Source organism: Roseburia sp. OM03-7AC, assembly GCF_003462625.1.
Taxonomy (GTDB): domain Bacteria; phylum Bacillota; class Clostridia; order Lachnospirales; family Lachnospiraceae; genus Roseburia_C; species Roseburia_C amylophila.
Map to the genome: position 1 here is coordinate 55,674 of NZ_QTZJ01000006.1, position 13,370 is coordinate 69,043.

The following is a 13,370-nucleotide window of genomic DNA, read 5'->3' on the forward strand; positions in this document are numbered from 1 at the left end:
TTCCCAATTCGACATGTACAAGGTCATGGGGACATCGTATAATGCGATTACAGCGAAGGGGGAAGGAATTATAACAATACTAGTGATAATTATGCTTGGACTGGCAGTTTGCTTTGACTTATGGAAGTCAAAAATACCGAACTGGCTGACGGGCATGGGGGTGATGACAGGATATGCAGCACATATCCGGGGAGAAGGAGAAAAGGGAATTATACTGGTAACAGTAATAATGTTAATTCCCGTGATTCTATTCTATTTATTATTCTTGATGCATGCAATGGGAGCCGGAGACATTAAGCTTTTTATGGCACTCTCCTGCATGACAGATTATTCTATTGTGCTTCACACAATTATTTTTTCCTTATGTTTGGCAGCAGTATACGGATTGTTCCGGCTGATAAGGCAGGGAACATTACTACAGCGCATACTGTATTTTAGAACTTATATGCAGAGCAGTCTGGTGAGAAAACAGTGGGTGCCTTATCGGGAGCAGTCCGGTATGGATGATTCCTGCATGCATCTGGCACCGGCGGTACTGGGCGGCTATTTACTGACATTGGGGGTGGTGTAATGAATCAGATATCAATTGCAATCTGCGATGCGGACAGTGCCTATGGAAATAAACTGGCAGAATATCTTCTGGAGACAGGAAATGTGGCAAAGGCAGAAGTATATACAGACTGGAACAGTGTGGAGGCAGATTTAAATGAAGAAAAAAGAGATATCTGGCTGATTAATTCAGGGCTGTTGAAAGAAGCAGAAACCCTTCCTTTAAAGAAAGAAATGGTATGTCTGGCAGAAGAACGGCTGGGAGCAAGAGAGGCAGCATTGCCGCATATTTATAAGTACCAGTCTGCCAATGTCATCCTGCAGGAAATGTATGCATTACTGGCGGAGCGTCCAACGGAAATCTGTCTGCGGGGAAGCAGGAAGGGTCGTACCATAGGACTGCTGTCACCCTGGTATGACGGGCTGTCTTTATTGGCAGGACTGGCTGTAGCACAGGTTTTGGCAGAGAAGGGAAAGGTTTTATACATTAATACCAGAGGATATTGCGGCATGAAGCTGCCGGAAATGGAAGAAAGCCATAATTTATCCGATGTTTTGCTATCTCTCCGGCTTGGAAGTACCAATGGGGGTGCCAGTGTGATGAGCGGAATTACTACTGTGGGTGAACTTGGCATTATGGTTCCGGTAGAACAGGCAGTTTTATTGGGTGAAGTAAAAGCACAGGATTATCACAGGCTTTTAGAAATTATCTGGCAGGAATTGTCCTTTGATTATGTGATATTAGAGATACAGCCGGAGCTTGCTGATACGGGAAGAATTATCGAAGAGTGTGACAGGGTGTATGCATTTTTAAAGCAGGAATATGGAATGGATACGGTAGAGCAACAGCTTATGTCACAGGAAGTAAAAGGAAAGATTCAGATTATAAAGATTCCGGAACGATTGCAGACAGGTGAAAGATATGAAAATTCCGGTAATCCGGTTGCAGCAGCAGGCTATTTCAAAGAGTGGATAGCACAGGAAATAGAAAGAGAAGAAGACAATGAAAAAGAAATGCCTTAGGAAAGAAGTAGATAAGGAAATGGATAAGAAAGTGAATAAGAAAGTACATAAGGAAATGCATAAGAAGATGTATGGGGGAAAGGCATTCAGATGGAGACAAAGGAGAATTTAAAGGAACGCTTGAAGCATCAGGTAATGGAACGGATGGACATTTCAAGAACCATGGAAGATGAAGAAATCTTAGAACTGGTGCAAAAGACTTTGGAAGAAGACAGCCATAGAATGCCTATGAGTATTTCCATGCGGCAGAATCTGATTCGGGAAATCTTTCATTCCCTGCGGAGGCTGGATATTTTGCAGGAGCTTATTGAGGATGCTGACATTACAGAAATTATGGTAAATGGGACCAAAGGAATCTTTTATGAAAAGGCAGGGAGGCTTTATCAGTGGGATAAACACTTTACATCAGAAGAAAAGCTTCAGGATGTCATACAGCAGATTGCAGGAGGCAGTAACCGTATGGTAAATGAATTACATCCTATTGTAGATACCAGACTGCCGGATGGCTCCCGGGTAAATATTGTCTTAAAACCTATTGCCATAGATGGAACAGCGTTGTCCATCCGCCGTTTTCCCAAAGAGCCTGTCCGGATGCAGACACTGATAGAATGGGGTTCTATTTCAAGGGAAGTGGCAGATTTTTTAAAGCATCTGGTGTGTGCCGGCTATAACATTTTTGTATCAGGAGGAACAGGAAGCGGTAAGACTACATTTCTAAATGCTTTGTCGGAATTTATTCCAAAGGAAGAACGTGTGGTTACCATTGAGGACTCAGCGGAGCTGCAGCTGCTTGGGCTACCCAATCTGGTGCGTCTGGAGAGCCGGGATATCAAGCTTCCGGGAGCAGAGGAGATTACCATCCGGGATTTGATAAAAAGTGCACTTCGTATGCGCCCAAACCGGATTATCGTCGGGGAATGCCGTGGGGCAGAAGCACTGGATGTCCTGCAGGCAATGAATACCGGACACTCCGGCAGCCTGAGTACCGGACATGCCAATTCGGCAATGGATATGGTAAGCCGCCTTGAGACGATGGTGCTGATGGGAATGGATATGCCGCTGGCAGCAATCCAGAGTCAGATAGCATCGGCCATTGATATTATCATACAACTTGGCAGAATTCGGGATGGCAGCAGAAAATTGCTGCAGGTTGTGGAAGTGAAGGGGGTAGAAAATGGCAAGGTATGTTTACACGAGCTCTTCCGGTTCCGGGAGAAAAAAGAACAGGGAAGCATCGGCGGAATCTGGGAGAAGAAAGGAGAACTTCTCTATCAGGAAAAATTACAGGCTGCCGGATTATCGTCAATATCATTTTAAGAAAAGACAGTTTTTATTATATGTTGGAGAATTTCTGCTGCTGGATATTCTGATAGGCTGGCTGTTTTATCAGTCCACTCTGGCAATTCTTGCAGGATTTGGTTTATGTCCAGTATTTCTTCGAAACAAAAGGAATTCTGCTAAGATACAGCGCCAGAATGATTTAAAGCTTCAGTTTAAGGATGCACTGCTATCGGCAGCAGGAGCAATGCGGGCAGGATATTCCATTGAAAATGCGTGGCGGGAAGCAAAAAAAGATGTGATACAGCAGTATGGCATGGAAAGTGATATGGCGGTGGAAATGCGCCAGATGATACACCAAATGGACTGTAATGTGCCATTGGAGCAGCTGTTAGAGGATTTTGCAGAGCGGAGCCGGATAGAGGATGTAGAGCAGTTTGCGGGAATTTTTTCTTATGCCAAGCGGAGCGGCGGGGATTTTACTGCAATTATGGGAAATACAGTTCGGCAGATGGCAGACCGGATGGAATTGCAGGAAACCATAGAGACAGCATTGACAGCAAGGAAGATGGAACAGAAGGTAATGAATGTAATTCCCTTATTTATACTGGCATTTGTCAATGTGACATCGGGAAGCTTTTTGGAAGCATTGTATGGGAATGTGGCGGGGGGGCTGATTATGACAGGGGGTCTTATTCTCTATGGACTGGCATATCTTTGGTCAGAGAAAATCGTAAGACGTATTGGAGAAAGTATATGTTAAAGAAAATGAAGAAGCAAAAGAAAAAGCTGGCAATTCTGGTACTTTTGGCAGCAGTTTTACTGGGAATTGCAGCGGAGTGGATGCAAAAGCAGGAATCTCATTTTAAGGAGAACTGTTTAATAAGAAATGAACCGGGGGAAGGAGACTATCAGGAATCTTTAAATTATATAGAAGAAGATAGTGGGGAAAAAGGGCAGATTGTATTAAATCTGCAGGAACGTACTTTAACAGCAGCGGAATGGAAAGAGATATTGCCGGAGGCAGAAAAAGAAGCAGAAGAAGTATTTCGAAACGGGCAGCAGGCAGACCATGTCAGTGGACAGGTGGTTTTATGCGAACGTGTTAAAAATGGTCTCATTTCTGTGGAATGGAAGTTAGAACCGGATATCTGGATTGATTTACAGGGAAATATAGAGGAAGAAAATCTTTTGCCGGGGCAGGTGGTGAATGCTACCGCAATTTTGTCGAATGGAAAAAATCAGGCAGAGTATTCCTTTCCCATCTGTCTTTATCCTTCAGAAAACCAGAATGAAACCAATCTGGGAAAAAAGATAGAACAATATCTTTATAATCAAAATGCAGAAGAAAAAGAAGTGGAGCTGCCACAGAATATGGATGGTGTAGCACTTCGCTGGGAAGAAGAAACCGAGAAGCCGTTGGTTATTTTTCTCTTCCTGGGGATATTTGCAGCAGTAGTGATTCTATGGAGTGGGAAAAAGGAACAGCAGGATGCAAAAAAACGTTGGGAAGAGGAATTGGTAAAAGATTATCCGGAAATGGTTAGTCGATTGGGATTATTATTAGAAGCCGGTATGTCATTGCGTCAGGCGTGGAAGAAGCTGACAGATACATATGAGAGTAAACGGAAGGAACAAAGACTGCCAAAACGTGCCGGTTACGAGGAAATGCTGCTTACCAGAAGAGAATTAGAGGATGGAATGGGGGAAAGCCTGGCATATGAGCGGTTTGGAGAACGATGCGGACTGGCATCCTATCGCAGGTTTGCATCTATTCTGACACAGAATCTCAAGAAGGGAACTGTAGGAATCGGCAGAATTCTTGCAAAAGAATCAGAGGATGCATTTTCCCAGCGAAAGACTATGGCGCAGCGACTGGGAGAGGAAGCAGGAACAAAATTATTGTTTCCTATGCTAATGATGATGGTGGTGATTATGGTCATTCTTGTTGTGCCTGCATGTATGACCATGCACATATAAGTTACCAGGCAGCCGTAAGAAGCTGTCAGTGGCAGGTTTCGGCTGTAAGCAGATAACAGGTAACTAAAACAATAGGTAAATAAAGGAGGAAGGAACATGAAAGGTGTAGTAAATGTAAAACGGACAAATCCAATGAACGTTGTAAAAAGAATAAAAGGAAGTCTGACCCGGTTTTTAAAAGAGGAAGATGGGGTAGGTGTTGTGGAAGTGGTTCTGATTCTGGTGGTTCTGATTGGACTGATTGTTATTTTTAAATCAAAACTGACGGTTCTTTTAAACAGTATCTTTTCGACAATTACCCAGCGGACCGGTTCTTTGTAGAAAATGGAAAGAACAAGGGAAAAAGGGAGTATTACATTGTTCTTAAGCCTTGCATTGACGATGATTTTAAGTCTGGTATTTACTCTGCTGGAATCTGCACGCCTCTATGGATTAGAGGCGCAGAGCAAAATGGAAACGGAACTTTTGCTGGAATCCAAAATGGCAGAGTATGATACCGCGCTTTTTGAGCAGTATCATCTCTATTTCCTGGAGGCAGGCAGGAAAGGAGAGCCGGAACTTAGTAGTCTGGAACAGTCATTGCAGGAACTTGGAGAAGAGAACCTTAAGGCGAAGCCGGGATTCTTAAAAATGTCATATACCAATCTTTATGAGATGCAGTTAGAGAACTGCTATATTACGAATTATACGATGGCAACCGATGATGCGGGAACTGAATTTCGAAGGCAGGCGGCAGATTATGTAAAGCGTACCATGGGAATTGCGGCCATTGAAAAATTATATGAAAAGGCAACAGAAGCAAAGGAACTGACGGAAGACAATAAAGACATCGAGAAGAAGTTCGAAACTGCTATTCAGGAGACCGATACACAGAGTGGGCTGGAAAGAAACACAAAACGGAATGCCGCAAATCAGAAGAATGAGAATCCACTGGATTATGTAAAAGAACTTAAGAATAAAAGTATCCTGTCACTGGTGGTAGAAGATGTATCAGCGGTATCGACACAGACCATTGATTTATCCGATGATATTGCAAAGAGAACCTGTTTTACAGGAAATGGGCAGGCACAGCAGGAGGATATGACAACGGGACTTTTCTTCCGGGAATATTTACTGAAGCAGTTTAGTGATTACCGAAATCAGAGTGAGTCGGAAGTGTTGCAATATGAGATGGAATATCTCATTGCAGGGAAAGATTCTGATGTGGCAAACCTTGCTGGCGTTGCAGAACGCATGCTGGCGATTCGTGAGGTGGCAAACTATATTTATTTGAAAGGGGATGCCGAGAAAACGGCACTGGCGAATACCATAGCACTTGTAACTGCGGGCTGGACAGCTAATCCGGCGGTAGTCAAGGTGGTAGAAGAAGGAATTCTTGTGGCATGGGCATTTTCAGAAAGTATAAAAGATGTAAAAACGCTTTTAAAGGGTGGCAAGGTTCCTTTTTTAAAAGGAAATGCCGAGTGGACATTAGACGTTGGAGCATTGTCGGAATCCTTTGCAAAAGAAGAGGAAAGTAAGACCAGTGAAAGTGGTTTAAGTTATGGGGATTATTTAAGAATTTTATTATATCTTACCGGACAGGAGAAGCTTACCTATCGGGCAATGAATCTGATGGAGCAGAATGTCAGGCTGCTGCCGGACCGGGAGAATTTTCGGATGGACTGCATGATTGGTAGTATGGAAATACAGTGCAGTTATCTGTCAAAACCATTGTTCTTCGGGTGGTTTGGAAGTGGCGAAGGCTTCAAAGGAGATTATCATTTTCAGGAAAAAAATTCATTTTCCTATGTTTATTAACAAAAGAAGAAAGGGGGTGCATAAAGGTGTCTCTTCTCAGAATTCAAATAAAAAATCAATATAAAAAAACTCTCTCTAACCCAGATAATACAAATCTATTGTATAGCAATTCTACAAACAGAAAAGAGACACCTTTATGTGCCTCCACAACGGCGTCTATGACAATAGAAGCAGCTATCGCATTGCCACTGTTTGTAATCTGTATACTATCGGTAATCTTTCTTTTCCGAGTATTGGAATTACAGCAGGATGTGGAATATGCCTTGCAATATGCCGCCAGAAAAAGTGCCATTCATGCACATATGACACATGAAAGCGGGCTGGAATCTGTTGTGCCAATTGCAGAAGCAAAAATCCTGTTTCAAAGAAAATTAGAAGAACTGAAAGCACCGGTAATTTATGTGGAAGGGGAAGAAAAGGGGTTCTCTTTTTGGCGTTCTGAATTAATGGGAAATGATATTGATTTATGTGTATCTTATCGGATTGAAAATCCATTGCAGTTATTGGGACTATTTTCTTATGACATGGATCAGCGGGCAAAAGTGCATAAATGGATTGGTTATACAGGCGGTGGAAATGAAGATGGAACTTATGTCTATATTACAGAGACAGGGAAATCCTATCACTGGTTTTCGGACTGTACCTATTTGGATTTGAGCATTCTGGCAGTGCCGGAAGAGACGGTATCCGGATTACGGAATGATTCCGGGGCGAAATATAAAGATTGCGAAAAATGCCGCATAGGAAAGAAAGATACCAAAACAGTATTTGTAACAGAATATGGAGAGGCAGTGCACAATAGTCTTTCCTGCAGTGGGTTAAAGCGTACCGTATACCGTATTTTGCTGGAAGAAGCGGGAAATCATTCATCTTGCGGAAAATGTGAAAAGAGAAAAGCTTCCTGAGGGAATAAATGTATCAGATAAAGAAACGGTAGATAGCAGGTTATAAGTAGTAAGTGGTAGATAGAAAATAACGAATAACAAGGAGATAAGGGGATGGTGACGATATGTTCTGTACTTGGAATGTTGGGGATATGTTCCATCGAAGATATCCGAAAAAAAGAAATACAAAGCATAAGAGTATTGTGTTTTGGCATTGGTGGAATTTTACTGCATCTCTGGCAGAGAAACCAGTCATTATACAGCATGTTAGGAGGGATTGCCGTCGGGGCAGCAGTTATTATTCTGTCACTGGTGTCTGGTGGAATTATTGGAATTGGCGATGGACTGGTACTTTGTGTAGCGGGAATTTACATTGGAGGAATCAATACCATGCGTCTGCTTCTGACGGGACTTTTCCTGTCCTCTCTGTATGCACTGGTATTGCTGTTCATGCACAGAAAAAGACGAAAAGACATCATTCCTTTTATTCCGTTTCTGCTGGCAGCATATCTCATTCTGTTGATTTTATAAGACAGTGGAAAAAGAAATGTTATCTGCCGGCTTCTTATACCATAGAGGCGGCAGTTATAGTGCCAATGATATTGGCAATATTCTGTACCCTGATTGTAGTCAGTTACGAACTGCATGACAGGGTAAAGATGGCGGCAGAAGAAAGCAGCGAGAACAAAATAGAATGTATGGAGGAAATTTATATTGGAGATATGTTATAAGAGAAATCTGAATCAGAGTTATATGTTTATTACATCAGATCCCGCGTATTCCGGATATCAGATTCATATGTGCCGACAGAATCATATTCATAATTTATTGCAGTTTGAACCGGTAGTTTCAGAAGGGGAGACACAGTTTCGATATGAAATTACCGGAAAACGTTCTTTGGATCATGTTTTGGAGAGCAGTGATTTTGCCATAGATATGTTTGCAAAAATGTTAGAAACTTTATTGGGAATCTGTCAGGAAATCCGGCCATATCTTTTGGAGGAAGAGGGAATTCTATTAGACCCGGAGAGTATTTATCTTGAGAATGGAACCAAGAAGTTCTATTTCACCTATTGCCCCGGCAGACAGGAACCTGTTACAGAAGGATTCCGAAAGCTGATGGAATATCTTCTGGCAAAGATTAATCATGAAGATGAACAGATGGTTCTTGCATCTTATGAGGCATATCAGAAATCAACAGAAGAAGGATTTTCTTTGGGTGAAATCCTAAGGATATTATATCAGTACCGGCAGCAGGATGTAGAGGATTATGTACCGGTCCGGCAGAAATCTGTTTCATCTAAAAAGGTAGAGGCATTGCAGAAGGGCATTATGCCATGGGAGCAGGAAAAGAAAGATGCAGCTGTGGAGGAAAAGCCAACTGCAAAGAAAAAGAAGGGGTATTGGAAAAAATATGAGATAGATACAATTGAAAAGGATGATGAATATTATAAGAAGGATGCTCAAAGCCGTGGCTGGAATATGGCAATGGAAGAAAAATTGCAGGAATGCATTGCTGCAATCAGCCGGATTCCGGCATTCTTAACAGGAAAGATAAATCATGAGAAGGAGGAGGAACCAATCGTGTGTACACCTATGGATTACAAAGAAATGCAGGAGGAAAATCCGACCGTTTATCTTGGAACGGAGCGGGCTCCGGAAGGAGTTCTGCGTTATGATGGAAAAGAGGATATTTCGAATATCCGGATGGAGTATTTCCCTTTTATCATAGGTAGCAGTGAGCAGGCGGACGGAAATGTATGTATACAGGGAGTCAGCCGCATGCATGCCCGCATTACCAGAGAAAAAGAGGATTATTATGTGGAAGATTTAAATTCCATGAACGGAACATGGCTCAATGGGAAAATGCTGGCATATCGGGAGAAGGAGCAGTTATGCATGAATGATGTGATTCAGCTGGGACGTGAGAGGTTTACATTTCTTTAAGAAAAAGGTTATATTTCCTTCGTTGACAGTGCCTTTTGAAAGTGTTATTGTCAGATTCATAAAAGACTAGAAGAAGGATAAGTTATATTGATTCAGAAAATAGATGCATGTTTAAAAGAGCGGGGATATTCCTTTATCAAAGTGTCGCCGGAAGAGGTTGGGGTATACTATAGATTTACAGAAGGAAGGGCACAGGTGGTTGCTGGAATCTTTATGCATCCGGGATTTGTACTGGAAACAGAAAAATTGCAGGCAATTCAGAAAAAACTGCAGGAGCTGTTTCTTCATCCGGAAGGAAGGATTCCGGGCTGTGAACAGAATATGGCAATCTATCAGGTGGAGTTACTGACGTTACTGGTTGCAGATGATATAGGACAGGCACGTATGCTCGGTGGCAGCTGTCGGAATGTCTGGCTTATTAATGAGCAGACAGGGCAGCTTATGATTTTTGAAAACCAGCCGGGAGATTTCTATGGATTAAGAGATGCATTACAGGAACAGATATCCGGTGGTGGGAGGCAAAGAGGTTATGCTTCACAGGGGTATGCACAGACGGATAATTACCGTAGAACAGAAGAGAAGCGAGGTCTTACTTTGTGGCAGAGGATAAAACAGTATCCGTCCTGGTGTAACGCCGGCATTGTTTTGATAAATATCATAGTATTTCTGTCATTGAGCGTACTTGGCGATACGGAATCTGCAGCTTTTATGGAACAACATGGAGCAGTATTTCTGCCGGATGTATTTGGACAGGGAGAATGGTGGAGACTGTTTACGGCCATGTTTTTACATTTTGGACTGGCACATCTTGCAAATAATATGATTGTATTATTCTGGACTGGAGACAGACTGGAACGTCTGATAGGAAAGTGGCGCTATCTTATCATTTATTTTGGCGCAGGATTGTGCGGTAATCTGCTTTCACTTCTGGTAACACAGGGCAAAGGAACCCTGACGGTGTCAGCAGGTGCCTCAGGTGCCATTTTTGGTGTATTTGGAGCTTTACTCTGGGTAATAATTGCCAACAGAGGAAGGGTAGAGGAACTGAATATCAGAGGAATTGTAATTATGATTGCATTGAGCCTATATTATGGATTTACCAGTACCGGAGTGGACAACTGGTGTCATGTAGGCGGACTGATTAGCGGATTTTTTCTGTCACTGCTTCTATATCGCAGAAAGGATTGATTTTATTCCGGAAAATTTATATACTGTTGATATATGATTGAATGAAGTAAGATGAAAAACTTAAGATACGGAGGCAGAAATGAAAGTAAATATATATTACGGTGGTAGAGGACTTCTGGATGATCCTACTTTATATGTAATCGGGAAAATGGAAGAAGTTTTAAAAGAGCTTCGTGTCAGTGTGGAACGATATAATATATACGAGCACAAGAATAGCATCTCTACGTTGCCGCAGACCTTAAAGGATGCAGATGGAATCATTCTGGCAACGACAGTAGAGTGGCTTGGAATCGGTGGTTATATGCAGCAGTTTTTGGATTCCTGCTGGCTTTACGGAGACAAGGAAAAGATTAAGACAACCTATATGCAGCCAATCGTTATGTCAACCACGTATGGAGAACGTGAAGGGGAACTGACATTGTCCAATGCATGGGAAATCTTAGGCGGTCTGCCGTGCAGCGGAATGTGTGGCTATGTAGATGATCTGGTAAGCTTTGAAATGAATCATGACTATTCCCTGATTATTGAAAAGAAAGCAGAAAATCTTTACCGTACAATTTCTCAGAAACAGAAGAGTCTGCCGACTTCTAATCAGGCGGTAACCAGAACCATCCTGCGGACGCAGCAGATGGATTTAACACCACAGGAGAGTGAGCAGTTATCACAGTACGTGGCAGATGATTCTTACGTAAAGAAACAGAAAGAAGATATTGAAGAATTAGCATCCATGTTTAAGGATAAATTAAGTGTACAGCAGAATGACACGCAGACAGAATATATTACAGAATTAGAAAGCCATTTTGTGCCACAGGGGGATTTCACGGCGAACTATCTCTTTATGATTGAAGAGAAAAAGAAACCATTGGTAGTGGAAGTAGCAGGAGAGGAGTTAAACTGCTATTATGGACAACAGGAAAATGTAGATGTATATGCGAAACTTACCGGAGAAGTCATGAATAATATCTTGGCGGGCAGAATGACTTTTCAGAGAGCATTTATGACCGGTGAGATGACTGCAAAAGGAAACTTTAAGACACTGCGTACCTTAGATCAGATTTTTATTTTTGAATAGAAAGAAGGAGTAACCATGAAAGACAATAATTGTATTTTTTGTAAACTGGCAGCAGGCGATATTCCGACAAATACCGTATATGAGGATGATACATTCCGTGTCATTATGGATGCCAGTCCTGCAACAAGAGGACATTCCTTAATTATTCCTAAAGACCACTTTACAAATCTTTATGAAATGGATGAGGAAGTAGCAGCAAAAGCAATGAAGCTTGCTAAGAAAATGGCAGTTCATATGAAAGAAAAATTAAACTGTGATGGATTCAATTTACTTCAGAACAATGAAGAGACTGCAGGACAGACAGTATTTCATTTCCATATGCATCTGATTCCAAGATACAAAGGAGACAAGAATGATGATATTTTAAAATATACTCCATTAGAGCTTTCTGATGATGAAATGAAAGAAATCTTGGATAAGATAAAAGTAAAATAAAAAGAAAAATAAAGGTGTAAAGTCTTATATAAAATCAGGACTTTACACCTTTTGACTTTATGCTTTCTTCTTCTTTTTCTCACTGGCCTTTTCAATAAGATCAAGAATGGTATGAATAGAATCTAACTGCTGGCTAGACTTCATATTAGAAATATAAGTCTCCTTTTCTGTCATGACTTTCTTTATGGCAGCATCTAAGGTTTCTTTGGTCAGATTCTCTTCTTCTATCACATAGCTATACCCCTGTTTTTCAAAAGAGCGGGCATTTAAAATCTGGTCACCACGGCTTGCAGCAGCAGACAGTGGAATCAGAATATTTGGCTTGTGAAGAGCAAGCAATTCACAGATTGCATTTGCACCGGCACGGGAAATGACAAGAGAGCTTAAAGCAAACATATCCCGAAGTTCTTTCCCGGCATATTCAAACTGGACATAGCCGGAACGGTTGTTATATAATTTATCTATATTTCCTTTCCCACAGAGATGGATAATCTGATAGTTGGCAAGCAGGTCATCTAAGAGACCACGTACCGCATCATTAATAAATTTGGAACCGCTGCTTCCACCGACTACTAAGATAACCGGTTTATCCATGGTAAAACCACAAAGTCTGGCAGCCTGTTCTTTGTCGCCGCTTAAAAGTTCCTGGCGGATTGGAGAACCGGTAAGAACTGCCTTATCCTTTGGAAGATAGTCTACAGTTTCCGGGAAATTACAGCAGACCTTGCAGGCGGCTGGAATTGCAATTTTATTAGCAAGACCAGGTGTCATATCGGATTCATGAATAATAGCAGGAATACGGAGGCGTTTCGCTGCGAGAACGACAGGAACGGAAACGAATCCACCTTTCGAAAAGACAACGTCCGGTTTGATTTTTCTTAAAAGAGATACAGACTGTGCGTAGCCTTTGATCACACGGAATGGATCTGTGAGATTACGGAGATCCTTATAACGACGGAGTTTTCCTGAGGAAATTCCATAATAAGGAATGTTCTGTTCTTCAATTAACTGTTTTTCCATGCCGGCATAGGAACCGATATAAGAGATTTCATAACCAGCCTCTTTTAAAGCAGGAAAAAGAGCAATGTTTGGAGTTACATGACCGGCGGTACCACCGCCTGTTAAAACGATTTTTTTCATGAAAAGAATCCTTTCTTTAATATCAGATTACTTACAATGTAAAATGATTTGCTGAATAATATATTATACTCTTG

General features: G+C 41.7%; 15 protein-coding genes. 14 read left to right on the forward strand and 1 reads right to left on the reverse strand.

What is annotated here, in order from left to right; all coding sequences use genetic code 11:
* Positions 1–25 precede the first annotated feature (25 nt).
* The 14 genes from DXB39_RS11400 (at position 26) to DXB39_RS11455 (ending at position 12,156) form a co-directional block, all read left to right on the forward strand.
* Positions 26–571 (forward strand): A24 family peptidase, encoded by a 546-nt coding sequence (locus DXB39_RS11400; RefSeq protein ID WP_158565992.1) that lies wholly within the window; start codon positions 26–28, stop codon positions 569–571.
* A complete protein-coding gene (locus tag DXB39_RS11405; protein ID WP_117841882.1) occupies positions 571–1,572 on the forward strand; it encodes a hypothetical protein in 1,002 nt (333 codons plus the stop codon). Before DXB39_RS11400 ends, DXB39_RS11405 begins: the two co-directional genes overlap by 1 nt.
* A 90-nt stretch (positions 1,573–1,662) precedes the next feature.
* On the forward strand, positions 1,663–2,889 hold the full coding sequence (locus tag DXB39_RS11410) for a CpaF family protein (protein ID WP_117841883.1): 1,227 nt from the start codon (positions 1,663–1,665) through the stop codon (positions 2,887–2,889).
* 208 nt (positions 2,890–3,097) lie between these two features.
* The gene (locus DXB39_RS14955) at positions 3,098–3,613 is read left to right on the forward strand and encodes a type II secretion system F family protein (RefSeq protein ID WP_199535138.1); all 516 of its coding nucleotides are present in this window, start codon (positions 3,098–3,100) and stop codon (positions 3,611–3,613) included.
* On the forward strand, positions 3,607–4,830 hold the full coding sequence (locus tag DXB39_RS11415) for a type II secretion system F family protein (RefSeq protein WP_117841884.1): 1,224 nt from the start codon (positions 3,607–3,609) through the stop codon (positions 4,828–4,830). Before DXB39_RS14955 ends, DXB39_RS11415 begins: the two co-directional genes overlap by 7 nt.
* Positions 4,831–4,926: 96 nt before the next feature.
* Positions 4,927–5,151 (forward strand): Flp1 family type IVb pilin, encoded by a 225-nt coding sequence (locus tag DXB39_RS11420; RefSeq protein WP_022242873.1) that lies wholly within the window; start codon positions 4,927–4,929, stop codon positions 5,149–5,151.
* A gap of 36 nt (positions 5,152–5,187) precedes the next feature.
* Positions 5,188–6,630 (forward strand): DUF5702 domain-containing protein, encoded by a 1,443-nt coding sequence (locus DXB39_RS11425; protein WP_117841885.1) that lies wholly within the window; start codon positions 5,188–5,190, stop codon positions 6,628–6,630.
* A 158-nt stretch (positions 6,631–6,788) separates the two neighbouring features.
* Positions 6,789–7,535, forward strand: a complete 747-nt coding sequence (locus tag DXB39_RS11430) for a TadE family protein (protein ID WP_117841886.1) — start codon at positions 6,789–6,791, stop codon at positions 7,533–7,535.
* Between the two features lie 93 nt (positions 7,536–7,628).
* Positions 7,629–8,045, forward strand: coding sequence for a prepilin peptidase (locus DXB39_RS11435; protein WP_117841887.1), 417 nt, complete (start codon positions 7,629–7,631; stop codon positions 8,043–8,045).
* Positions 8,046–8,104: 59 nt separating this feature from the next.
* Positions 8,105–8,245 carry a hypothetical protein gene (locus tag DXB39_RS14795; protein ID WP_158565993.1) on the forward strand — a complete coding sequence of 47 codons (141 nt, stop codon included), beginning with the start codon at positions 8,105–8,107 and terminating at the stop codon, positions 8,243–8,245.
* Complete coding sequence (locus DXB39_RS11440) at positions 8,229–9,461, forward strand: DUF6382 domain-containing protein (RefSeq protein WP_117698111.1); 1,233 nt, start codon at positions 8,229–8,231, stop codon at positions 9,459–9,461. The genes DXB39_RS14795 and DXB39_RS11440 overlap by 17 nt, the downstream gene beginning before the upstream one ends.
* Before the next feature lie 87 nt (positions 9,462–9,548).
* On the forward strand, positions 9,549–10,649 hold the full coding sequence (locus DXB39_RS11445; RefSeq protein WP_243006027.1) for a rhomboid family intramembrane serine protease: 1,101 nt from the start codon (positions 9,549–9,551) through the stop codon (positions 10,647–10,649).
* Between the two features lie 79 nt (positions 10,650–10,728).
* Complete coding sequence (locus tag DXB39_RS11450) at positions 10,729–11,721, forward strand: SCP2 sterol-binding domain-containing protein (RefSeq protein ID WP_117698112.1); 993 nt, start codon at positions 10,729–10,731, stop codon at positions 11,719–11,721.
* 15 nt (positions 11,722–11,736) lie between these two features.
* Positions 11,737–12,156 (forward strand): HIT family protein, encoded by a 420-nt coding sequence (locus DXB39_RS11455; RefSeq protein ID WP_117841888.1) that lies wholly within the window; start codon positions 11,737–11,739, stop codon positions 12,154–12,156.
* Positions 12,157–12,213: 57 nt separating this feature from the next.
* Here the strand turns inward: DXB39_RS11455 and DXB39_RS11460 are convergent, their stop codons facing one another.
* Positions 12,214–13,296 carry an undecaprenyldiphospho-muramoylpentapeptide beta-N-acetylglucosaminyltransferase gene (locus tag DXB39_RS11460; protein WP_117841889.1) on the reverse strand — a complete coding sequence of 361 codons (1,083 nt, stop codon included), beginning with the start codon at positions 13,294–13,296 and terminating at the stop codon, positions 12,214–12,216.
* Positions 13,297–13,370 lie beyond the last annotated feature (74 nt).

Coding starts and splice junctions, on each gene's coding strand:
- DXB39_RS11420 (WP_022242873.1), top strand. CDS start 4,927: ATGAAAGGTGTAGTAAATGTAAAACGGACAAATCCAATGAACGTTGTA.
- DXB39_RS11450 (WP_117698112.1), top strand. CDS start 10,729: ATGAAAGTAAATATATATTACGGTGGTAGAGGACTTCTGGATGATCCT.
- DXB39_RS11415 (WP_117841884.1), top strand. CDS start 3,607: ATGTTAAAGAAAATGAAGAAGCAAAAGAAAAAGCTGGCAATTCTGGTA.
- DXB39_RS11455 (WP_117841888.1), top strand. CDS start 11,737: ATGAAAGACAATAATTGTATTTTTTGTAAACTGGCAGCAGGCGATATT.
- DXB39_RS11435 (WP_117841887.1), top strand. CDS start 7,629: ATGGTGACGATATGTTCTGTACTTGGAATGTTGGGGATATGTTCCATC.
- DXB39_RS11410 (WP_117841883.1), top strand. CDS start 1,663: ATGGAGACAAAGGAGAATTTAAAGGAACGCTTGAAGCATCAGGTAATG.
- DXB39_RS14955 (WP_199535138.1), top strand. CDS start 3,098: ATGCGGGCAGGATATTCCATTGAAAATGCGTGGCGGGAAGCAAAAAAA.
- DXB39_RS11405 (WP_117841882.1), top strand. CDS start 571: ATGAATCAGATATCAATTGCAATCTGCGATGCGGACAGTGCCTATGGA.
- DXB39_RS11430 (WP_117841886.1), top strand. CDS start 6,789: ATGACAATAGAAGCAGCTATCGCATTGCCACTGTTTGTAATCTGTATA.
- DXB39_RS11460 (WP_117841889.1), bottom strand. CDS start 13,296: ATGAAAAAAATCGTTTTAACAGGCGGTGGTACCGCCGGTCATGTAACT.
- DXB39_RS11400 (WP_158565992.1), top strand. CDS start 26: ATGGGGACATCGTATAATGCGATTACAGCGAAGGGGGAAGGAATTATA.